Source organism: Lysinibacillus sp. A4 (assembly GCF_024919535.1).
Lineage (GTDB): Bacteria > Bacillota > Bacilli > Bacillales_A > Planococcaceae > Lysinibacillus > Lysinibacillus capsici.
This window is the reverse complement of record NZ_JANWTB010000004.1, coordinates 482324-505639: the sequence shown is the minus strand read 5'-3', so window position 1 is coordinate 505639 and position 23316 is coordinate 482324. Positions and strand designations below refer to the sequence as shown.

General features: G+C 39.3%; 19 protein-coding genes and 1 pseudogene. 18 read left to right on the top strand and 2 right to left on the bottom strand.

Annotated elements, in window-relative coordinates; translation table 11 throughout:
* From NY607_RS11145 to NY607_RS11120, 6 genes and pseudogenes are all read left to right on the top strand, one after another.
* Positions 1-958 (top strand): annotated as a pseudogene (locus NY607_RS11145) (hypothetical protein); the annotation flags it as partial.
* Between the two features lie 493 nt (positions 959-1451).
* Positions 1452-1805: a phBC6A51 family helix-turn-helix protein gene (locus NY607_RS11140; protein ID WP_259419685.1), complete on the top strand. Its 354-nt coding sequence runs from the start codon at positions 1452-1454 to the stop codon at positions 1803-1805.
* Positions 1806-2218: 413 nt separating this feature from the next.
* Positions 2219-2794: a recombinase family protein gene (locus NY607_RS11135; RefSeq protein WP_131522725.1), complete on the top strand. Its 576-nt coding sequence runs from the start codon at positions 2219-2221 to the stop codon at positions 2792-2794.
* Between the two features lie 919 nt (positions 2795-3713).
* Positions 3714-3968, top strand: coding sequence for a hypothetical protein (locus NY607_RS11130; protein ID WP_131521578.1), 255 nt, complete (start codon positions 3714-3716; stop codon positions 3966-3968).
* Positions 3969-4947: 979 nt separating this feature from the next.
* Positions 4948-6519, top strand: coding sequence for a flagellar assembly protein A (locus NY607_RS11125; RefSeq protein ID WP_048392301.1), 1572 nt, complete (start codon positions 4948-4950; stop codon positions 6517-6519).
* A complete protein-coding gene (locus tag NY607_RS11120) occupies positions 6512-7240 on the top strand; it encodes a glycerophosphodiester phosphodiesterase (RefSeq protein WP_048392302.1) in 729 nt (242 codons plus the stop codon). Before NY607_RS11125 ends, NY607_RS11120 begins: the two co-directional genes overlap by 8 nt.
* A gap of 47 nt (positions 7241-7287) precedes the next feature.
* Here NY607_RS11120 and NY607_RS11115 read toward each other — a convergent pair whose 3' ends face one another.
* A complete protein-coding gene (locus tag NY607_RS11115) occupies positions 7288-7524 on the bottom strand; it encodes a DUF2627 domain-containing protein (protein ID WP_259419684.1) in 237 nt (78 codons plus the stop codon).
* A gap of 387 nt (positions 7525-7911) precedes the next feature.
* Here NY607_RS11115 and NY607_RS11110 point away from each other — a divergent pair, with 387 nt between their 5' ends.
* The 10 genes from NY607_RS11110 (at position 7912) to NY607_RS11065 (ending at position 21048) form a co-directional block, all read left to right on the top strand.
* Positions 7912-9006 carry a Leu/Phe/Val dehydrogenase gene (locus tag NY607_RS11110; RefSeq protein ID WP_048392303.1) on the top strand — a complete coding sequence of 365 codons (1095 nt, stop codon included), beginning with the start codon at positions 7912-7914 and terminating at the stop codon, positions 9004-9006.
* Positions 9007-9183: 177 nt separating this feature from the next.
* Positions 9184-10611 (top strand): dihydrolipoyl dehydrogenase, encoded by a 1428-nt coding sequence (gene lpdA, locus NY607_RS11105; RefSeq protein ID WP_054549169.1) that lies wholly within the window; start codon positions 9184-9186, stop codon positions 10609-10611.
* 86 nt (positions 10612-10697) lie between these two features.
* Entirely contained in the window at positions 10698-11714 is a 1017-nt protein-coding gene (locus NY607_RS11100) for a thiamine pyrophosphate-dependent dehydrogenase E1 component subunit alpha (protein ID WP_048392305.1), read from the top strand.
* Positions 11714-12697 (top strand): alpha-ketoacid dehydrogenase subunit beta, encoded by a 984-nt coding sequence (locus NY607_RS11095; protein WP_016993882.1) that lies wholly within the window; start codon positions 11714-11716, stop codon positions 12695-12697. The genes NY607_RS11100 and NY607_RS11095 overlap by 1 nt, the downstream gene beginning before the upstream one ends.
* A gap of 170 nt (positions 12698-12867) precedes the next feature.
* Positions 12868-14211 carry a dihydrolipoamide acetyltransferase family protein gene (locus NY607_RS11090; RefSeq protein ID WP_054549171.1) on the top strand — a complete coding sequence of 448 codons (1344 nt, stop codon included), beginning with the start codon at positions 12868-12870 and terminating at the stop codon, positions 14209-14211.
* Between the two features lie 121 nt (positions 14212-14332).
* A complete protein-coding gene (locus NY607_RS11085; RefSeq protein ID WP_259419683.1) occupies positions 14333-16036 on the top strand; it encodes a methylmalonyl-CoA mutase family protein in 1704 nt (567 codons plus the stop codon).
* On the top strand, positions 16033-18186 hold the full coding sequence (gene scpA / locus NY607_RS11080; protein WP_004231201.1) for a methylmalonyl-CoA mutase: 2154 nt from the start codon (positions 16033-16035) through the stop codon (positions 18184-18186). Before NY607_RS11085 ends, scpA begins: the two co-directional genes overlap by 4 nt.
* Positions 18186-19283, top strand: coding sequence for a methylmalonyl Co-A mutase-associated GTPase MeaB (meaB, locus tag NY607_RS11075; protein WP_048392309.1), 1098 nt, complete (start codon positions 18186-18188; stop codon positions 19281-19283). The genes scpA and meaB overlap by 1 nt, the downstream gene beginning before the upstream one ends.
* A gap of 161 nt (positions 19284-19444) precedes the next feature.
* Positions 19445-19885, top strand: coding sequence for a BrxA/BrxB family bacilliredoxin (locus NY607_RS11070; protein WP_004231203.1), 441 nt, complete (start codon positions 19445-19447; stop codon positions 19883-19885).
* 152 nt (positions 19886-20037) lie between these two features.
* The gene (locus tag NY607_RS11065; protein WP_081010952.1) at positions 20038-21048 is read left to right on the top strand and encodes an aromatic acid exporter family protein; all 1011 of its coding nucleotides are present in this window, start codon (positions 20038-20040) and stop codon (positions 21046-21048) included.
* A 22-nt stretch (positions 21049-21070) separates the two neighbouring features.
* Here NY607_RS11065 and prli42 read toward each other — a convergent pair whose 3' ends face one another.
* Positions 21071-21166 carry a stressosome-associated protein Prli42 gene (gene prli42, locus NY607_RS11060; RefSeq protein WP_009370219.1) on the bottom strand — a complete coding sequence of 32 codons (96 nt, stop codon included), beginning with the start codon at positions 21164-21166 and terminating at the stop codon, positions 21071-21073.
* Positions 21167-21291: 125 nt separating this feature from the next.
* On the opposite strand from prli42, the gene mce reads away from it, so the two are divergent.
* Together mce and NY607_RS11050 are read left to right on the top strand one after the other, a co-directional pair.
* Positions 21292-21705 carry a methylmalonyl-CoA epimerase gene (gene mce, locus NY607_RS11055; RefSeq protein WP_004231207.1) on the top strand — a complete coding sequence of 138 codons (414 nt, stop codon included), beginning with the start codon at positions 21292-21294 and terminating at the stop codon, positions 21703-21705.
* A 5-nt stretch (positions 21706-21710) separates the two neighbouring features.
* Positions 21711-23258, top strand: coding sequence for an acyl-CoA carboxylase subunit beta (locus tag NY607_RS11050; RefSeq protein WP_009370220.1), 1548 nt, complete (start codon positions 21711-21713; stop codon positions 23256-23258).
* The last annotated feature ends 58 nt before the right edge of the window (positions 23259-23316 follow it).

The following is a 23316-nucleotide window of genomic DNA, read 5'->3' as shown; positions in this document are numbered from 1 at the left end:
GATTACGAGCGTCTTTTCTAATATCGTTGGCTACGTAGTGCCTATTATTCAATCCGTTTGGACCACAGCGCAGCCGATACTTGGCGCTTTGGGCAACGCATTAAAAATCGTAGCTGATATTGCGATGCTGGCTTGGAATAACGTATTAGCGCCCGCGATTAACTTCGTTATGAAGTCGTTTCAGATGCTTTGGACAGTCGTAGGTCCTGTGTTAGAGCTTTTCGGTTCTGTTATTGGGGCAACTTTCGCGGTATTACGTCTAGCTTGGGACACAATCGTTGGACCATTCGTCGCATTTCTGGCGGGCGCATTTACGCAAGCGTTTGGAGCAGCTACGGAAATCGTAAAAGCATTGACTCCAGTATTCCAGACTGTGGGTAACTGGATTAGCACAGCGGCAGGCTATCTTAAAGAGTTTGCGTCGATCTTAGGCAACATCAAAATGCCCGATTGGATCGGCAAAATCGGTTCTGGCGCTGTGAAATGGGCTAAGAACTTAATTCCTGGCGGAAACAATACGCCGGACGGGTCGCATTACAACGGACTGGCGCGCGTACCATTCGACGGCTATCTAGCTCGACTTCACCGTAATGAGATGGTATTAACGGCGCAAGAGGCGGATCAATACCGATCTTTAGTAAGTCCGAATCAGACATTAATGAACGCTATTAGACCGTCTGAGAGCGTGATTAATAACGTTGTTGTACCGCAGCAACAAGATCAGCCATATTCGCATGTCACTTACGAACAAGTTGAACGCGGCATCGTCAACAACTACGCTAATCAAACAACGTACAACAACCAAACGCAAAATACAGAGCAACAAACGCAATCACCGCCATCTGTATCGATTGCTAAATTAGCGGAACAGATTGTAATACGCGAAGATGCGGACGTACAACGAATCGCTTACGAGTTAGCTAAATTAATCGAAAAGGAGATGGTGCAAGTTGGCTAAGAGTAGTATCGGATTGAGTTTTCGTCGCCGAGGAAAAAGACTCGAAACATGCAAGGGTTTTAGGAATATATATAGAATAGTACCTATAATAAAAGAAAATTAAGTCGAGAAGTTTGCTTTAAGGGGAGGGGAAGTAAATATTAACATTTATCGTATTATTTAGTCCTTTATATGCAATGTTTATTTGGCAATTCTTCAATCCAGAGAAAGCAATTTTAAACGGACAAGTAACGCTATGGCGATTTTTTCAATCTAAGGATGCAATGGAAGGGCAGCAACGAAAGAACTTTAATAGAGATGTGAATGAAAAAGAAATAGCGCAAACAAAAATTAGTTCTATTATAGGGGTTGTAGGTTTAACTCTATTTCTAATTATTATTAGCCTAGTATAAATTTCTGGACAAAGGTAATTATTGATTCAATGAATTATAGAAGAAGCGTATTCGATATAAACTCGGGTACGTTTTTTCTCTGAAGAAAAGGAAAGTGAAAAATGGTATACGGAAAACGATTCTATAAACCGTACTTAGTATCAGATACGGAAAAAGCCCGCCTTATGCGCGAGCTAAAGGGACACGAAGCGAAGGTTACTGCGATCGTTCTACTCGCTCAAAATGACGGATATTTGACGCAAGAACAAGTCGCACAATTAGTCGGCGTTAGAAGAATGACGCTGTATCGATGGAGACACTATGACTACGTTTATCAGTACGAGTTAGAACGTCAGTATGACCTTATGAGCGAGCATTATTCTAAAGAGTTTCGCCGGAGCAGTAGACGTAAGCCATCCTCTGAATCGATAATGAGCGATTATGCCAATGTAATGATGATGATGGGTTTAACGTAAAGGTGAAATTACAAATTGCGCAAATCACTATATATGACGCATTTTTAATGTTACATTTTTCCGAGTCAGAGAACGTTTTGGGGGCGTAAAATGTCGGGCAGACGCCTTTTATAGACGCGCCCTTAAAACACTTTGGGAAGTCACATTACTTCGCTATATGACGCAGTTTTAACGCACATATATATAGAAGGAACGCGGATATTGTACGATTTACATAAGTAAGATAACGTAATGTTAACGCAGATACACCGGGCAGGCAGTCGGATTGGACGAGGCTGTCTGAAACTCGAGGGGTTTCGGAATGACACTATTTCATTATCAAAACTTAACAGTATTGACAACGTTTTGCCGATACGATAAGATAGCCTTATAAACGTTATCAAAACTTATTATCAAAAGTTAGGAGCGATATAATGGCTAAATACGGTTATGCTCGGGTATCGACGGTAGCGCAAGATTTAGAATCGCAAATTCAGTCGTTAGAGTCAGAAGGTTGTACGGCAATCTATAAAGAGAAGTTTACGGGCACTAAGACGGATCGACCTGTATTTAATGAAGTTATGGAGTTGCTAACGGAAGGTGATACGTTAGTGGTAACGAAACTAGACCGACTAGCCCGTAACACTAAAGAGGGTATCGAGGTTATCGAGGCGTTATTCGAGCGCGGTGTTCGTGTGCATGTGCTTAACGTAGGGCTGTTAGAGAATACGACAATGGGACGTTTCTTCCTTACTACGCTATTGGCGGTAGCAGAGATGGAGCGTAATCTAATCATAGAGCGAACGCAAGAAGGCAAAGCAATCGCAAAACAACGAGATGATTTCCGAGAAGGCAGACCAAAGAAATTCGATAAGAAACACTTAGATAATGCAATGCAGCTATTGGAATCGAATAGTTATAAAGAAGTCGAAGCAACAACTGGAATTTCAGTCGCAACTTTAGCGAGAGAAAAAAGAAAACGAAAAGCAAACGAATTAATTAACGACTGAGCAAATGAGCTTGGTCGTTCTTTTTTTTGCGTCGAAAGTGCGTGACCCCAAGGCCACCGATTCAGACGGGCGTTTTCTGCTGCACAGACCTTACATACAACTTTTTTTTGTTTTGGAAAAATAATGGATAATTCCCTAGAAGATTGTTACTATTCAACTAACGGTGCAGAAAAGTTTATTAATTTACCTGGATTTTTATGGTAAAATTTTAGCGGGGTGAGGGATTTGTTCAAAGAAATAAGAAACTTCATTAATAATTTATCTAAAAGGACTAAATTTGTTTCTTTAGGCGTAATCATAATTTTTTTGAGTATACTTATTGTGGATTTTTCGTTTATATTTTTCTCGATATGTTATTTGCTAGGAGTATTTTTAATCTTTATCAGTAAATTCATTGGTATAGAGAAGTTTAGTAAAGACGTAATCGGAGAGATAACTTCAAGTTTTGGATTAGTATTGATTATGTTAGGGATATTTGCACCTCTGGGAATTAATCCTAACTTTTATTATGGTACGTTAATAGGGCTTTTATTTATGTTAACTGGAACAATATTAAAGAGTTTAGGGAAGAAAAAAAGTTATTAAACTATCGGGTGCTTTAGTTTAATATTCGAGTTATTTTTTAAACTCGGGCGGTCAATCGCAAACCACCGGTATTCAGCGCTGTCAGACGCATCGAGAATCGTTGAATCGGATAGTTGATTGTCTCGAATCGTCTCAATGGTGTTTTTACGTAGAATTGACGCAATATATAATAGGAAATAACTCTAAACGTTATTAATTACTGAAAACGTAATTAACGCAGTAGTGACGCGGTTTCAAGGTGTTTTTGTTCTTGCGTTTTATAATCGTAAGTTGTATAGTTTGATTCGACGTCAAATATAACTCGCTAGCGGTTTTGAAAATGGAGAAAGTGTTAATGAATGAAAAACAAGTGGCAAAAAAATTTGGAATATTACCTATGAAAGTCAGCATGGATGTGGACACGATTAGAATGTATAAACCATGGTTCGCTTTCGAACGTGGTAGGTTGAAATTTTCAGATGTAGAAGTAGAGGCGTATCGAATATACCGAAACACTTATGAGACAACGAGAGATCATCGTTTTGCAATAACGGATTTAATTGAGTTTTTAGAGCGCCATCGAATGGCTGAGTTCCTAGTAGATTTCTAAATAAAGCAATATTTTTGCTTGATATTCCGTTTAATTGACTGTAATATTATCGGTAAATACAAGTCGAGAAAAACTGCGAAGGCTACCGATAGAATATACGGTAAACTTACGTGGTATAACTGTTTTAGACATTAAATTACCGTTTTTACTCTCAACAAATAGCGAATTCATCGCCATGATCGCAGACAAAATTCGTATTGATATGATGGCTAGCTAGTACCGATATATAAATCATTAACATATACAGCAATTATACTTCGCATAGTACAGCGCCTTTTTAAATCTATAGTTTAAGGGGGCGCTTTTTTTGTTACTTGAACAAATAATGTGGAAATTTCTGTGGCTGACCTTTAACATTGAAATCGTTAAAAGAACGTCAAATCAGCTAAAATACGCGATATATACATGTATAGTGGATTTAACGTCATATTCTAAAGATGAAGAGTAAAATCATTTGAGACCTTTCTACAAACTTATAGTAGGTGATTACAATAAAAAGTATAAATTTTCAATTAGAGGGAATGAATTCGCTCGAAATCACACAGATAACAGAAGAGCTATTTGAGGTGCGTTTAGCATTCGATGGTAAAATAAGTATGCAATATATGAATCGACAGCAATTGATACAACTAGGTTCTACTTTCCGAATTGAAAGGAATATCAATACATTGTTAGTTAAAAAGACCTATTTAGACCTATAGTTTAGTGGGAAGCACCCGTGGATACCTGTACTTGGAAGATGATATATTCAAAATAGCCTGATGGAATTACTTTGAATTTATCGGTAATTTTAATAAAAAAACTCAAAAACAAACAATTTATTAGTACTAAATATCTATAATATTTTAGGGTAAATAAAATATTGTCTTATATTTTAATGATTAAGTGGTACTATTTTCTTTCTCGGTAGTGACAATGGTCTCTAAACAAATGTAAGTGGATTGTATATACTTACATATAGAGGGAAGGAGGAGGTAGCTTGATTCTAGTTCGAAATGAAAACTTCGAAATTTCTGAGGAAAATGGCAAGGTATTTATGCTTACTTTTAGCGCAGGTTTCCCATTAAAAGAATTTGATAGCATCCTACGTAGTCATCCACGACTGAAATTATCTAATTTTTCAATTTTAAAAAATGTGTTATCAACCCAGAATACCAATCCTGTTGAAATTGGACGCTGGCTTCCGAACATTGAAGCAGAAGTGGCACGTGATAAGATGTCAGCCTCTGTTTTTATATATGAAACGCATGATTATATTCAAAATAATAAAGAAAAATTAACACAACAAATCCGAGAAACACTCAATGAAAATGGAATTATACATGGCATATTAGATTTTGATATATTGAAGGCTGAACCAGGAAAAGCATTCTTAATTGCTCAAGGTGAGCAACCTATAGCAGGAATAGATGCACAAATTACATACTTACCTAAACCCGAGAGAAAGCCAGTCATTCGTGAAGACGGTAAAGCGGATTACTATGATATGAATTTTATTTCGGAAATTTCAGAAGGCTCTTGGCTAGGTGAAAAGATTCCTGCTACATTAGGTAAACCAGGGAAAAATGTGCTAGGTCAAGAAGTTGCTGCTGTACCTGGACGAGATTATCCTATCAAATATGATACAAAATCTGCCTATGAAGTGGAAGAAGACGGAAAAATCGTCATTCGCTCGAAAATTGCTGGCGTTTTAGATGATGTCAAAGGCATGATTGGTGTAAACAGGCACCTTCCTATAAATGGTGATGTAGGAGTAGAAACAGGTAACCTTGAATTTAATGGTTCACTTAGTATTAAAGGTACAGTAACAAATGGCTATACAGTTATTGCGACTGGAGATATTTCCATTGAAGGGGCTGAGGGTGTAAGCGGTGCCAAGCTCATTAAATCCATTGAGGGTGATGTATATATTCGTGGGGGCATCTTTGGTCTTGGTTCAACAGTGGTAGAAGCAGGTGGCAATATATTTGTTAAACATGTAAATGAAGCAAATTTATTTGCAGCTAATAGTATTCATATTGGTTTTTACGCACTAGGTTCACAACTTTCTGCTCATTCAATATATGTGGATGAACGAAAAGGTAAAATTATTGGGGGACGTGCAGTAGCTAAAAATACGATTGTTACGGCCATTTCAGGAAACCGATTAGAGCGTCGAACAGATTTAATAATAGAAAGTATTAATAAGCAGGAAAATAACACCGTGATGCAGGAAAAAGCAGCACAGCTAAAACAATTGCAAACAGAGATTTCCGCACACGAGAATAGCATGAAAAATTTATTACCTTTTCTCAATCAAATGTCCAAAGAACAATCAGCGTCATTTGAGGTAACAAAACAAGCCTTAACTAAATTAAAGGCTGAAGCGATTACATTAGATCGTGAAATAAAACTATTAATGGATGAAATGCGTCATGTAGGGAAAGAAGAGATTATTGTGACAAAAGAGGCGCACCCTGGAACTTATATTCAAATTGGTAGAAAATCATCTTTATTAAGCAAAATGACGAATGGTAAATTCCTACTAGAATTTGGTGAGTTAAATGTCTAAGGCAGCTTTTATCCCTGTTTTTGCACATCGAGGTGCTTCTGCTTATGCATTAGAGAATACCTTTCAAGCTTTTGAAAAGGCATTAGAGCTAGGTGCTGATGGGATTGAACTAGATATTCAATTCTCAAAAGATGGATTACCTGTAGTGTATCATGATCCACAATTATCGAGGTTAGTAGGCACCAATAAATTGGTGAGCGATTGTACGATGGAGGAGCTTCTGCGCTTTAAACTTGGCAAGCCTTGGAGACGTCTATTTTCGTCCTATAAAATGCCAGCGTTTGAGGCAGTTTTAGCATGGGCAAATATACAGCAGATGCCGTTGAATATTGAATTAAAATCAACGATCTTGGACAATAAGAGTGGGCTAATTCATTTTCTTGGAGGCTTGGCTCTGCCAAAAGGTAGTCATTTTTCATCCTTTCACTATGAGCTTTTAGAGATCGTAAAAAAGCATAGACCTGAATTTGAAACGGCCCTTATTGCAACGAAAAAAATAAAATGGGATCTTCTAGCTGATTATAAAGCGGCTGATAGTGTGCATATGCATAAAAGGTACTACAAACCAAGATATTTGGAGGCCTGTGTTACAAGTGAAAAAGCATGTCGTTTTTATGCTATTGATGGCACGGAACCATTTTTAACTAATCCGCACCCTTCTGTTATTGGTTGGATTACGGATTATCCTGATAAAGTTATCACATCTCAGCAGCGGGTATAAAAAGAGCTATCCAGTAAGTCTTGCATGACTTATTTGGATAGCTTTTTTTATTTTTTTTTGAAGCGTGGTGCTACTTTTCCGTTTTTTCGATCGCGATGCAGTAAAAATCCAGCGAAAAACCCAAAGCCTATGACGAAGAAAATGACACCAACTACAAATTGCAACCATAAAAATGGGAATGGTGAAATGAGCTTACCAAATAATGTATCACGCATAAATTTAATGCCACCTGCAGCCATAAGACCTGGAATAAGCATTACAATAAATGCAGCTAAACGGGCCATGTATACCCCTCCTTATTCCTATGATTAATTTTACCTGTGGATGGGGGAATGTCAAGGAAGGGTATAAACCAATATAATATTTTTAGCTAAAAACGTGACAGGACAGAAAGTAGCGATTGTAACTGAATGTTTAGAAAATTCTTACTTAAATAAGAATATGTAATAATAGTTGCGAAATTGTGAATTTGTCAGTATTGTAAAAATAAGTGGAGCAATATTATCCATTACTAAACAATTTCTTCTTTAAGTATTAGGGTCTAAACACCTACTACCGAATAGGAGCTCAGAATTTGCTGAGTGAGGACGCTATGAAGATTAGATTGTTAGATAAAACTTGATTGGATGGGCATTTGGGGATGCACTTTCCAAAGCAAAGGGGCGAGTTTCATGGAAATCTTCAAGTATATGGAAAAGTATGATTACGAACAATTGGTATTTTGCCAAGATGAAGCATCAGGGTTAAAAGCGGTTATCGCTATCCATGATACAACACTTGGACCAGCACTAGGTGGAGCACGTATGTGGACGTATGCGTCGGAAGAAAATGCAATTGAAGATGCATTACGTTTAGCACGAGGAATGACTTACAAAAATGCTGCAGCTGGTTTAAACCTTGGCGGTGGAAAAACGGTCATTATTGGTGACCCATTTAAAGATAAAAACGAAGAGATGTTCCGTGCGTTAGGTCGTTTCATTCAAGGATTAAATGGCCGCTATATTACAGCTGAAGATGTAGGTACAACGGTATCAGATATGGATTTAATCCATGAAGAAACAAATTATGTAACAGGAATTTCTCCTGCATTCGGTTCTTCAGGTAACCCATCTCCAGTAACAGCTTATGGTGTTTACCGTGGTATGAAGGCAGCTGCAAAAGAAGCATTCGGTTCAGACTCACTAGAAGGATTAAAAGTTTCTGTACAGGGTCTAGGAAATGTAGCCTACAAGCTTTGCGAGTATTTACATAATGAAGGGGCAAAACTTGTTGTAACAGATATCAATCAGGCAGCTATTGATCGAGTTGTTAATGACTTCGACGCGATTGCAGTGGCACCAGATGAAATCTATGCGCAAGAAGTAGATATCTTCTCACCTTGTGCATTAGGGGCAATTTTAAATGATGAAACAATTCCGCAATTAAAAGCGAAAGTGATTGCTGGATCTGCAAATAACCAATTAAAAGATTCACGTCATGGTGACTACCTACATGAATTAGGTATCGTCTATGCACCAGATTATGTAATCAATGCTGGTGGCGTTATTAACGTTGCGGATGAATTATATGGCTATAATCGTGAACGTGCAATGAAACGCGTTGATGGCATTTATGATAGTATTGAAAAAATCTTTGCTATTTCAAAACGAGATGGCATTCCAACATATGTGGCAGCGAACCGCTTAGCTGAGGAACGTATCGCTCGCGTAGCAAAATCGCGCAGCCAATTTTTAAAAAATGAAAAAAATATTTTACATGGTCGCTAATTTAGACAGTTGATACATGAAGAGAAGTCGCATTGTCGACTTCTTCTATTTTCAACAAGAAATTAGGGCTTTAATGAAGTAAAGCTAAAGTTTTTCTAAAGCACTGACTGTTAAAAAAATCACTTGGTTATTGTTTAATAGAATCCTTTAGCACTTTTCTCAATAGGGGGAATAAACATGGCTCAAAATTATGATGTTGTCATTTTAGGTGGAGGTACAGGTGGATATGTTGCAGCCATCCGAGCTGCTCAGCTAGGCTTAAAAACAGCCATTGTAGAGCGTGAGCGTTTAGGAGGTACATGCTTGCATAAAGGCTGTATTCCAAGTAAAGCGTTACTCCGAAGTGCCGAAGTATATCGTATGGCTAATAAAACAGCTAGCGAATATGGTGTCGATATTGAAGGTGTAACATTACAATTTGACAAAGTTCAAGCTAGGAAACAAGCAATCGTTGAGCAATTAAGCCAGGGTGTGAATACACTGATGAAAAAAGGCAAAATAGATGTTTATCATGGTACAGGGCGAATTTTGGGTCCATCTATTTTCTCACCTATGCCTGGTACAATATCTGTAGAAATGTCCAATGGCGATGAAAATGAAATGCTTGTGCCTACGAATGTTGTCATTGCAACGGGCTCAAAGCCTCGTGGTATGGCAGGGTTAACGATAGATGGGCAATATGTGCTGAATTCAGACCACGCATTACAGTTAGAAAGTTTACCAAAGTCACTGCTAATCGTTGGTGGTGGTGTTATTGGAATTGAGTGGGCATCTATGCTATGCGATTTTGGTGTATATGTAACAGTAGTAGAATATGGTCCATCCATTTTACCAGCTGAAGATGCGGACATCGTTAAAGAAGTGACGAAACAACTTGAGAAACGAGGCGTTCGTATTGTTACGAATGCTCGCTTAGATACAAATACATTCAAAATTGAAAATGATAACGTTTTCATTTCTGCGCAAGTGAATGAAAAAGAAGAAGTTTTTGAGGCTGATAAACTATTACTTTGTGTAGGACGTGAGGCGAATACGCAAGGTATTGGTCTAGAAAATACAGAGATTGAAGTGGAAAATGGCTTTATTAAAGTGAATGGTTCCTATCAAACGAAAGAGTCTCATATGTATGCCATAGGAGATGTGATTGGTGGCTTACAATTAGCGCATGTTGCTTCTCATGAAGGGCTTTCAGCTATTGAGCATATAGCAACAGGGAAAACCGAGACATTGGATGCACTAAAAGTACCGAAATGTGTTTATTCCTATCCAGAAGTTGCTAGCATTGGATTAACAGAAAGTGCTGCTAAAGAACAAGGATTTTCATTAAAGATTGGTAAATTCCCGTTTAAGGCCATTGGTAAAGCATTAGTAAATGGAGAGACAGAAGGCTTTGTCAAAATTATCGCTGATGAAGAGACAGATGATATTTTGGGTATTCATATGGTAGGGCCTCATGTAACAGATTTAATTGGTGAAGCATCCTTAGCAAAAGTGTTGGATGCAACACCATGGGAAATTAGTCAGGCAATTCATCCACATCCATCCTTAAATGAGGTGTTAGTGGAATCTGCTCTAGCAGTGGATGATCGCGCTATCCATTTTTAATTTTCTGAATTTCATAACTAACATATCCAAATGTGGGGATATAGGATAAGATAGTTATTTCTCTATAATACGAAAGGGGTGTTCGTATGCAAGATGTTCAAATCAAACATGAAGATTTAGGTTTGTCAAATGAAGATGTACTTGCTATGTTCGAAACAATGTTAATGGCCAGAAGACTGGATGAGCGTATGTGGTTGTTAAACCGTTCTGGTAAAATTCCGTTTGTAATTTCCTGTCAAGGTCAAGAGGCGGCACAGGTTGGAGCAGCCTTTGCACTGGATAAAAGTAAGGATTATATTGCACCTTATTATCGTGATATGGGTGTTGTTTTACATTTTGGTATGACACCAAGAGAACTGATGCTATCTGCGTTTGCTAAAGCAGAAGATCCAAACTCTGGGGGTCGTCAAATGCCAGGCCACTTTGGTCAAAAGAAAAATCGTATTTTAACAGGTTCATCTCCTGTTACGACTCAAGTTCCACACGCAGTGGGCGTTGCACTTGCAGGACGTCTACAAAATGAAGATTTTGTTTCTTTCGTTACGCTTGGTGAAGGTTCATCCAACCAAGGAGACTTCCATGAAGGAGCGAACTTTGCAGGTGTGCATAAGCTACCAGTCATTATTATGGTAGAAAACAATCAATATGCGATTTCTGTGCCAGTAGAGCGTCAGCTAGGCTGTGCAAAAGTATCTGATCGTGGGATTGGCTATGGAATGCCAGGAGTGACAGTGGATGGGAAAAATCCGTTACAAGTGTATAAAGTGGTGAAAGAGGCTGCAGATCGTGCACGTAATGGGGAAGGTCCAAGCTTAATCGAAACAGTAACTTATCGTTTAACAGCCCATTCTTCAGATGATGATGACCGTCAATACCGAACGGCTGAAGATATTGCAGAAGGCAAAGCAAAGGATCCGATTGTATTATTTGAAAAGTATTTAATGGATACTGGCGTGATGACTGACGCGATACGTACTGAAATCGAAGAGCGTGTTATGGCAGAAGTAAATGAAGCAACTGATTATGCTGAAGCGGCTCCATATGCACAACCAGAGCATGCACTTAAATATGTTTATGCACCAGTGGACGGAGGTGACATGTAATGGCAGTAATGTCTTATATTGATGCGATTACATTAGCAATGAAAGAAGAGATGGAACGTGACGAACGAGTTTTCATTTTAGGAGAGGACGTTGGTCGTAAAGGTGGTGTATTCAAAGCCACTACTGGGCTATACGATCAATTTGGTGAATACCGCGTGCTTGATACACCGCTTGCAGAAAGTGCAATAGCTGGTGTGGGTATCGGTGCTGCGATGTACGGTATGCGTCCGATTGCTGAAATGCAATTTGCTGATTTTATTATGCCAGCTGTCAATCAAATCGTCTCAGAGGCAGCCAAAATTCGTTACCGTTCTAATAATGACTGGACTTGTCCAATGGTCATCCGCGCACCTTTTGGCGGAGGTATTCACGGGGCACTTTATCATTCACAATCCGTTGAAGCACTTTTTGCTGGTACACCTGGTTTGAAAATTGTCATTCCATCAACACCGTATGATGCAAAAGGCTTATTGAAAGCTGCTATTCGTGATGAAGATCCAGTATTATTTTTCGAACATAAACGTGCCTATCGTTTAATTAAAGGGGAAGTACCACTAGATGATTACACATTGCCAATTGGTAAAGCAGATGTAAAACGTGAAGGAGATGACGTGACAGTCATTACCTATGGTTTAGCAGTCCACTTTGCTTTACAAGCGGCAGAACGCCTAGCTGCGGATGGTATTTCCGCTCATATCCTTGACTTGCGTACAGTTTACCCTCTGGATAAAGAAGCGATTATTGAGGCTGCAAGTAAGACAGGTAAAGTATTGCTTGTCACAGAGGATAATAAAGAAGGTAGTATCATGAGTGAGGTTGCTGCAATTATTGCAGAACATTGTTTATTTGAGCTTGATGCACCAATTCAACGTCTAGCGGGACCTGATGTGCCAGCCATGCCATATGCACCAACGATGGAGAAATATTTTATGATTAATCCTGATAAAGTGGAACGTGCTATGCGAGAACTTGCTGCGTTCTAATAGATTACAACAAGGCTGAATGAAAAAATAAAAGCCTCAGACGGAACAACAGATTTTGACTTTGCACATATGAAAGTCAAAATCTGTCTAAATGCCTGTCTACGTTTAATGTTTTTAGCGCTGCATCAGGTACAATGACGCCTAGGCTTAATTGATGGGAGGAATAAAAGATGTCGGTTCAAAATATTACAATGCCACAGCTCGGCGAAAGTGTAACAGAAGGTACAATTGAAAAATGGCTTGTAAAGCCTGGAGATACAGTTAAAAAGTATGATCCATTAGCAGAGGTTGTTACAGATAAAGTAAATGCTGAAATCCCGTCATCATTTGAAGGGATTATCACGGAGCTTCTTGCGCAAGAAGGTCAGACATTACCAGTTGGAGCAGTCGTTTGCTCGATTGAAATAGCGGGAGAAGGTGAATTACCAGCACCGCCACCTGAAAAAAAATCAACGGTAAGTACGGCTATTTTAAATGCAGGTGTTCAAAAGAAACAGGAGGCACCACAGCAGGTAGCAGCTCCAGTATCTGCACCAAAAGAGGCACGTACGGGTAAAGTACGTTATTCACCAGCTGTTCTTCGACTTGCACAGGAGCATGATATAGCTTTAGACCTTGTAACAGGTACTGGCGAGGGTGGTCGTATTACACGAAAAGACCTGTTAAAGCTAATTGAAACAGGTAATATCCCAACGGCAAATGATGTAGCACAAGCAGCTCCAACCGTTCAAACGACATCAGCACCTACAGCAGCTTCTGCATCACAGCAACAAGTGGAAAAAGCAGCTGCACCTGTACAACCTATTCATCCAGGAGATATCGAAATTCCAGTGACGAAGATCCGTCGTGCCATTGCGAATAATATGGTGAAAAGTGTACATGAAGCGCCGCATGCTTGGATGATGATGGAAGTGGATGTAACAGATTTAGTGACTTATCGTGATAGCTTAAAGAATGAATTTAAGCAAAAAGAAGGCTTTAATCTTACATATTTCGCCTTCTTTGTAAAAGCGGTTGCTCAAGCTTTAAAAGAATTCCCAATGCTGAATTCGATGTGGGCGGAAGATAAAATCATTCAAAAACATGACATCAATATTTCGATTGCAGTAGCAACGGATGATGCCTTATTTGTACCTGTTATAAAACACGCAGATGAAAAATCCATTAAAGGAATTGCGAAAGAAATCAATGAACTGGCTATCAAAGTTCGTACAGGAAAATTAGCAATGGATGACATTACTGGTGGTACATTTACAGTGAATAATACAGGTGCATTTGGCTCTGTTCAATCAATGGGCATCATCAATTACCCACAAGCAGCGATTCTACAAGTGGAAAGTATTGTAAAAAAACCTGTTGTTTTACCAGGTGGAATGTTTGCTGCACGTGATATTGTGAATTTATGTTTATCATTAGATCATCGTGTGCTTGATGGACTTGTCTGTGGTAAATTCCTAAATAGAGTAAAAGAAATACTCGAAAATACAAATAAATCTTCAACGTCAGTCTACTGATGACTTGTCGGAAACCTGCTGTATAAGGGTTTCCGATTTTTTTTATGCTTTTCGAGTCGCAATTTGTCATGTAGAATAACAAATAGAAACTACTAAGGGGGGAAGCTGATTAAGCGTCCGCATGTCAAACAACATGAAAAATATTGAATTTGAAATACCAGCCTATTCAGACTGGCAAGATGCAGCAATCAAAGCTTTAAAAGGGAAACCATTTGAGTCACTATTCACAAAAACAAATGAAGGTGTTACACTACAGCCGCTTTACACGCAAGAAAGTTTAGTAGCTAAGCTTGGAGAAGAGCTTGATTTACAAGTTGCCACAATCCGTTCCCTACAAAATGATCAAGTATTTCAGGTGGCACAACAAATTCACGCTGATTCAAGCGAAGCTTTTTTTGCACAGCTTGAGGATAGCCTAGCTCGAGGCAATGAAGTTATTTCGTTTGATAGCCGAGTGAGCTTTGCTTGGACAGAAGAAGTATTGGTCAAATTAGCATCATATTTCTCAGAATATTCGTTTAAAATTACTATTGAAAATTCAAAAGACCCATTATTAGCAGTATTCGACAACATTCCAGTAGATCAACAAGAAGCCATTAAAGGTTACATTATTTCAAAAGACCCTATCACTTTGACTGCATTTCCGAACGTGCGCTCAGTCAGTGCAGACACAACGGTTTATCATAATGAAGGTGCTAACGCTGTACAAGAATTAGCCTATGCACTTGCATTAGCAGCCAAATTTGCAGAACAAGAAGAAAGCTTTGAAGCGTTCTCGAAGAAATTCTTTGTATCATTTGCCATTGATACACAATTCTTTACGGAGATTGCAAAGCTACGTGCTTTTAAAGTACTTTGGAAAGCGTTCTCATCCGCTTATGGCGTAACAGATCATATCAAAATCCCTACTGTTGCTGAAACATCATTAAGAAGCTTTTCTAAATTAGATGTGTATGTAAATTTATTACGCTCTTCAAATGAAGCGCTTTCTGGTTTAATCGGTGGTGCTGATCTCTTTACGGTTCATCCACATGACGTGTTAACAAAACCTACGGATCAATCCATTCGTATCGCTCGTAATGTATCATTAATTTTAAGAGAAGAAACAAATGTCTTAAAAGTAAAAGATCCAGCAGGGGGCTCTTACTTTATCGAGTCGTTAACAGCAGATTTTGTGAAAGAAGCATGGGCACTATTTTTAGACATCCAGGCAGCTGGCGGTATCGATGAATATACAGCCTCTGGCAAGCTTGCAGAAGAAGTGGAAGCATCCTATCAAAAACGCATCAAAGCTGCCCAAACACGTAAGCAATCATTAATTGGAACGAATATTTATGCTAATCCAGCTGATATTCTTGAACAGGATACAAATCCATTATTTGCTGATATTAAGCGTATCGCTGCTCCATTTGAGGACTTACGTGCAGACATGACAGCAGGAGATGTAAAAACAGGTATTTTAGCATTAGGATCATTAAAAAGCTCTAAACCACGCGCAGATTTTGTAGCGGGCTTCTTAAACACAGTGGGTCTTGTACCAGAAAAAAGTGAGCCAGTGACAACTGTAGAAGAGGCAGTAGCTTGGCTGAAGGCGACAGAGGCTAAGTATGTAGTAATTGCAGGCAATGATGATGATACAAAAGCATTTGTATCAGCCATTTTAGCTGAAAAACCAGCGAATGTGCTTGTAGATGTAGCGGGCAAATTTAAAGACGAAGAAGAAGCATGGTTAGCAAATGGCTTAAACGGCTTTATTTTCGCAGGACAAAACATCATTGAAAAATTACAGTCCGTGTTTGCGAGCATGAAGGAGGTCCAACGATGAGCAAGCCAAATTTTAATGCAGTAGAAATAGAAAAGGTTTTAACAGCTGAAGCACCTCAAGCGTCTGAAGACAAGTTCATGACAAATGAGGGGATTGAAATTAAAGATATTTACACAAAAGAAGATATTAAAGAGGCTAAACATCTAAATGATGTGGCAGGGATTGCACCCAACACACGTGGACCATACCCTACTATGTATGTAGCACGTCCATGGACGGTTCGGCAATACGCTGGTTTCTCAACTGCTGAAGAATCCAATGCCTTTTACAAACGAAATTTGGCCATGGGACAAAAAGGTCTTTCTGTCGCGTTTGATTTAGCAACACACCGAGGCTATGACTCTGATCATCCACGTGTAACAGGGGATGTAGGAAAAGCTGGGGTTGCGATTGACTCAGTTGAGGATATGAAAATCCTTTTCGATCAAATCCCGTTAGACCAAATGTCTGTTTCAATGACAATGAATGGTGCCGTATTACCCGTCCTTGCATTCTATATTGTAGCAGCAGAAGAACAAGGGGTAACGCCAGATCAATTAGCTGGTACCATTCAAAATGATATTTTAAAAGAATACATGGTGCGTAATACATATATTTACCCACCAGCTATGTCAATGAAAATCATTGCAGATATTTTTGAATATACAGCGAAGTATATGCCAAAATTTAACTCTATTTCAATTTCGGGTTACCATATTCAAGAAGCAGGCGCAACAAATGACATTGAGCTTGCCTATACATTAGCAGATGGCTTGGAGTATGTACGAACAGGATTAAAAGCAGGCATTGATATTGATGCATTTGCACCTCGCTTATCGTTCTTCTGGGCAATTGGTATGAACTATTACATGGAAGTTGCTAAAATGCGTGCAGCACGTCGTATTTGGGCACAAATGATGTCTACGTTTAACCCGAAAAATCCAAAGACATTAGCATTACGTACGCACTCCCAAACATCTGGCTGGTCATTAACTGAGCAAGATCCATTTAACAATGTTGCACGTACTTTAATCGAAGCAAATGCCTCTTCGATGGGACATACGCAATCCCTTCATACAAATGCATTAGATGAAGCGATTGCACTTCCAACAGATTTCTCAGCACGTATCGCGCGTAATACACAGTTATTTTTACAAGAGGAAACAGCGATGACAAAAGTCATTGATCCTTGGGGTGGTTCGTACTACGTAGAGAAATTAACAGAAGAAATTACGAAATCTGCTTGGGCGTTAATCGAAGAAATTGAAGCGCTTGGTGGTATGGCTAAAGCGATTGAAACGGGACTTCCAAAAATGAAGGTTGAGGAAGCTGCAGCAAAACGTCAAGCGAAAATTGATTCTAAAACAGAAACGATTGTTGGCGTGAATAAGTATCGCTTAGCAAAAGAAGAGCCAATCGATATTTTAGATATCGATAATACCATTGTTCGTCAAAAACAAATTGAACGTTTAGAAGCGATGAAGGCAGCTCGTGATGAAGCGGAAGTTCAAAAACATTTAGCTCGCTTAACGAAGGCGGCTCAAGATGGAGAAGAAAACCTGCTAGCGGTAGCAGTGGATGCAGCGCGCGCTCGTGCTTCTTTAGGTGAAATATCTGATGCGATTGAAGCAGTTTCTGGTCGTCATAAAGCGGTCATTCGTTCGATCTCTGGTGTTTACTCTGCAAACTTCTCTGATGAGGAGCAAATTGCGGAAGTGAAACAAATGACAGAAGAATTCCTTGAAAATGAAGGTCGTCGTCCGCGTATTTTAGTTGCTAAAATGGGACAAGATGGACATGACCGTGGTGCAAAGGTTGTCGCAACTGGTTATGCAGATTTAGGCTTTGACGTAGATATTTCTCCATTATTTATGACGCCTGCTGAGGCTGCTCAAATGGCTGTTGAAAATGATGTTCATGTTATTGGTGTGTCTTCACTAGCAGCAGGACATAAAACATTAGTGCCTGAATTGATAGCTGAGCTTGAAAAACTAGGTCGTGAAGATATTATCATTATTGTGGGTGGTGTTATACCAGCACAAGATTATGATTTCCTTTATAATGCTGGTGCAGTAGCCATTTTCGGACCAGGTACAGTGATTCCTGTATCCGCACAAAAAATTATTGAAGAAATCTACAAACGTTTAGGCTATGAGGAAGTGTCTGAATAATGGACAAAAATAAAGGAATGGAAGAAAGTGCGCTATTTGTCATGGACGGAGTAGAGGCGACTCACGACGGGATGCAATATGGTACACCCAAAAAGTTCCGAAAGAAAAAGGCAGACACTCTAAATGTAGGAGAGCTTGCACAACAAGTACGTGCGGGCTCTCGCACACATTTATCAAAAGCCATTACCCTCATTGAAAGTTCAAACGCTACCCATAAAGTACAGGCACAAGAACTATTGCAGGAGCTTCTTCCACATACAGGCAATAGTATCCGAATTGGCATAACAGGTGTGCCTGGGGCAGGAAAAAGCTCATTCATAGAGGCTTTCGGTACTATGCTTTGTGATATGGGGAAACGAGTTGCTGTTCTTGCCATTGATCCAAGTTCTTCTCTATCGGGAGGAAGTATACTTGGCGATAAAACGCGTATGGAAGAGCTCGTTAAGAAGCCTAGTGCATTTGTGCGTCCATCGCCATCGGCAGGTACCCTAGGGGGTGTTCACAAAAAGACACGAGAAACCATGTTAGTTTGTGAGGCAGCAGGCTATGATGTGATTTTAATTGAAACAGTGGGTGTTGGACAAAGTGAAACCTATGTCCGTGGCATGGTTGACTTCTTCCTGCTTCTTGTTTTAACAGGAGCGGGGGATGAATTGCAGGGCATGAAAAAAGGCATTATGGAATTAGCAGATGCAATTGTCGTGCATAAGGCGGATGGTGATAATGTACGTCTAGCTAAAAAAACGGTTGCAGAGTACAAACAAATTTTGCACTTTTTACAGCCTGCTACACCTGGTTGGATGTCAACTGCCATGCCTGTTAGTTCACTAGAAAATCGAGGACTTGATAAGGTTTGGGAAACAATTGGGGAATTCAAGCAAATCGTAGAAGCAAATCACTATTGGGCTACTCGACGCCAGCAACAAACAAAAGAGTGGTTCCAATCGATGATTACCGATCATTTAATAGATCTCTTTTATGGAAACCCGCAACGTAAAGCACAAGTACAACAGCTTGAACGTCAAATTTTAAGTGGACAGTTGACAGTTACACAAGGTGTGGATCGTTTATTTAGCGAGGAGCAGGAAGACAAGTAAACGAGTCTTATTGAAATCGTAGTAATTTCAACTGAAATGTGTTGAGCAAGTAGGTGCACAAATTGCTTGCAAACTGCTATGATAAGAGATGGATAAGCGTCAAAAATCTACTATCTGAAATATAACTAAATTGGCGCGAACTTGAAAGGAGCTATCGCTATATGAATATGGATTACGATTTATTTATGCAGGAAATTTTAAAAACAGCACGTGCTGAAATTGAGGCAGCTGGTTATGAACAATTAACAACACCAGAAGCTGTAGAAGAGGCGTTTGCTCGTCCAGGTACAACATTAGTAATGGTGAACTCAGTGTGTGGTTGTGCGGGTGGTATCGCTCGTCCAGCAGCAGCACAATGCGTTCATTATGATAAACGTCCAGACCATTTAGTAACAGTGTTTGCAGGGCAAGATAAAGAGGCAACTGCAGCAGCGCGTTACCATTTTGGAGAAGATCATCTACCTTCATCACCATCATTCGTTCTATTAAAAGACGGACAAGTTGTCGCAGAAGTGGGACGCTATGAAATTGAAGGGCATGACCCAATGTCAGTTGTGACAAATTTACAAGCAAACTTTGAAGAATATTGTGACGAGCTTTAAGTCTATTCTTGCATAAGAAAAATCATTTTCAATCAAGTAGAAAAGCCTCATAGATCATGCTATCTATGTAGGCTTCCTACTGATCCTCATGTATAGGTAGTTTCATTATTATTAAAATTTTTGTAATATTGGCTAAATAATTAGCTGAATGAGTGAAGAGTACTAAAGGATGGGAGGCAGTCGGCCTGAAGAAGTTTTCAATCGGCTATCGAACTTTAAAAACAGCAATTGGTGCGGCCATCGCTATTGCCATTGCACAGTATTTTGATTTAGCCTCATATGCATCTGCTGGTATTCTAACCATATTATGTGTGCAGCCAACAAAAAAGAAATCCATTTATGCAGCCTATACACGATTGGTTGCAAGTATTGTAGCAATGCTTTTTGCCTTTGTAAGCTTTGAGTTATTTGCTTATCATCCACTTACACTAGCAGGCATGCTTATACTCTTTATTCCTACTATTGTATCTTTAAAGGTTGCGGATGGATTTATCTCCAGTGTCGTGATTATTATGCATATTTACGCTGCTGAAGGTTATTCATTAACACTTGTTTATAATGAATTAGCGTTGATGGCTATCGGTTATGGAACAGGGATTGCCATTAATATGTATATGCCAGACATTCAAAAGGAATTAAATTACTACAGAGTCAAAATAGAGGAGCTATATAGTAAGATTTTTTTAGAAATTGCCAGCTATTTACGGCAAGGAGATACGTTGTGGAACGGCCAAGAAATTATCGATGCAATCAAAGCACTAGAAGAGGCAAAATCATTAGCGTTTAAAGATGTTCAAAACCATTTTACAAGACGTAAAAATGATTACTATGTATATTTCGATATGCGAGAGCAGCAGCTAGAAATTATCGAAAGAGTGCTACCCAAAGTGACGACATTACCTGTTATAGTACAAGAGGCTGAAATTGTGGCAGATTTTTTACAAGACCTAGGTGAGCATGTTCATTCGGGGAATACGGCTAGTCAGTATCGCGAAAAACTCGAACATGTTAAGCGCGATTTTTCTCAGCTTCCTTTACCACAAAGCCACGAGCAATTTATCGCTCAGGCAGCCCTCTATCAGTTTATAGAGGAAATGGACAGGTATTTAGAAATAAAGCAGTCATTTAAAGGGTTAAAGGCTAAAAAAGAGCGCCCACAGTAGTGTGGACGCCTCGTGCTTTGCCTTAAATTATCATAGATAATCCGAATGCTAGAGATGAGATTAGCATAATTGCGATCATACTATAAATAACGACTTTTTGAAATTTTTTATTACTCATATGCTCGTTCGCTCCTTCTTTTCTTATAAATAGTTTAGCAAATCTGAAAAATTTCTCAAGTAGTAGAGTTTTGACAAAAAAGTCTGTAAAATAGAGTATGTACCATAACAGAAGGAGATGTCACCATGGAGAAAGTAGACCATATTGGGATTGCAGTGCGCGATCTTGATGAACGCATTACATATTATACAGAAACTTTGGGCTTAAAGTTGATGAAAGTGGAAGAAGTAGAATCTCAACAGGTTCGTGTGGCATTTATCGATGCAGGGAACGTGAAAATCGAGCTATTAGAACCAATGAGTGATAAAAGTGCCATCCATGGTTTTATTGAAAAACGTGGAGAAGGAATTCATCATGTTGCGTTTGGTGTGACGGGAATTCGTGAACGAATGGCAGAGCTTCGTGAAAAAGGTGTACGTCTCTTATCCGAAGAGCCAGGGCCAGGTGCTGGAGGGGCAGAGGTTGCGTTTATGCATCCTAAATCCTCATTTGGGGTGTTATATGAATTATGTGATAAAAGTGGAAAAGGGGATAAGTGATTAGTATGGATATGTTCGACAAAATCAATGACTTGTATGACCGTAAAACGGTAATTGAACTTGGTGGTGGCTATGATCGCATCGATAAGCAGCATGAGAAGGGGAAACTTACTGCTCGTGAGCGTATAGACTTGTTGCTAGACGAAGGTACATTTTTCGAAATCAACCCATTTATTACACATCGTACAGTAGACTTCGGCATGGAAAAAATGGAGGGACCTGGTGATGGTGTCGTAACTGGATTCGGTAAAATTAACGGACGTCCAGTATACTTATTCTCTCAAGATTTCACAGTGTTTGGTGGGGCGCTTGGTGAAATGCATGCGAAAAAAATGGCAACAGTGATGGATCTAGCTGCTAAAAATGGTACACCATTTATCGGCATCAATGACTCAGGCGGTGCACGTATTCAAGAGGGTGTTCTTTCATTAGATGGCTATGGTCATATCTTCTACCGAAATGCCATTTATTCTGGTGTGATTCCACAAATCTCTGTGATTATGGGACCTTGTGCTGGTGGAGCTGTTTATTCTCCAGCTATTACTGACTTTATTCTAATGGTGGATAAGACATCTCAAATGTTCATTACAGGACCTAAAGTAATCGAAACGGTAACAGGAGAGAAAATTTCTGCTGAAGATTTAGGTGGTTCGAAAGTAAATAATGCGGTCAGTGGGAATGCTCATTTCCGTGCTCCTTCTGAAGAGGCAGCGATTGATGAAATTAAAAAACTATTAAGCTACTTACCACAAAACAATAAAGAAAAGGCACCTCGTCAAGCTAGACCTGAAGGGGATGACTACCGTCCAGAAATCGTAGATACAGTACCAATCGAAACAACACGTCCATATGATGTACGTAAAGTTGTTGAGCAAGTAGTGGATGAAGGTTCGTTCATGGAAGTACATGCAGAGTTTGCTAAAAACGTAGTAGTCGGTTTTGCACGTATTGCTGGCGAATCAGTTGGACTTGTTTGTAACCAACCAAAAGTTCTTGCTGGTGGCTTAGATATCGATTCTTCTGATAAAGCTGCTCGTTTCATTCGTACTTGTGATGCATACAATATCCCAATCATCACATTTGAAGACGTTTCTGGCTTCTTCCCAGGTGTTAAACAAGAACATGGTGGTATTATTCGTCATGGTGCGAAAATTCTTTATGCTTACTCAGAAGCGACTGTTCCAAAAATTACAGTGATTTTACGTAAAGCTTATGGAGGCGCTTACGTTGCCTTAAACTCTAAATCAATTGGTGCTGACCTTGTATTTGCATGGCCAAATGCTGAAATTGCTGTTATGGGTGCTGCTGGCGCAGCTAACATCATTTTTGCCCGTGAAATTGCAAAATCAGATGACCCAGAAGCAACTCGTGCAGCAAAAATCGAAGAATATAAAGAGAAATTTGCTAACCCATATGTTGCAGCATCTCGCGGTATGGTAGACGACGTAATCGATCCACGAGATACACGTATCAAGCTGATTCAAGGACTTGATATGCTGTCAAACAAACATGAAACACGTCCAGAGAAAAAGCACGGTAATATTCCTCTATAATAGTCATACAAGCCTAGCAGCTCAAAAGTTGCTAGGTTTTTCATTGCCAAAAAGTGAA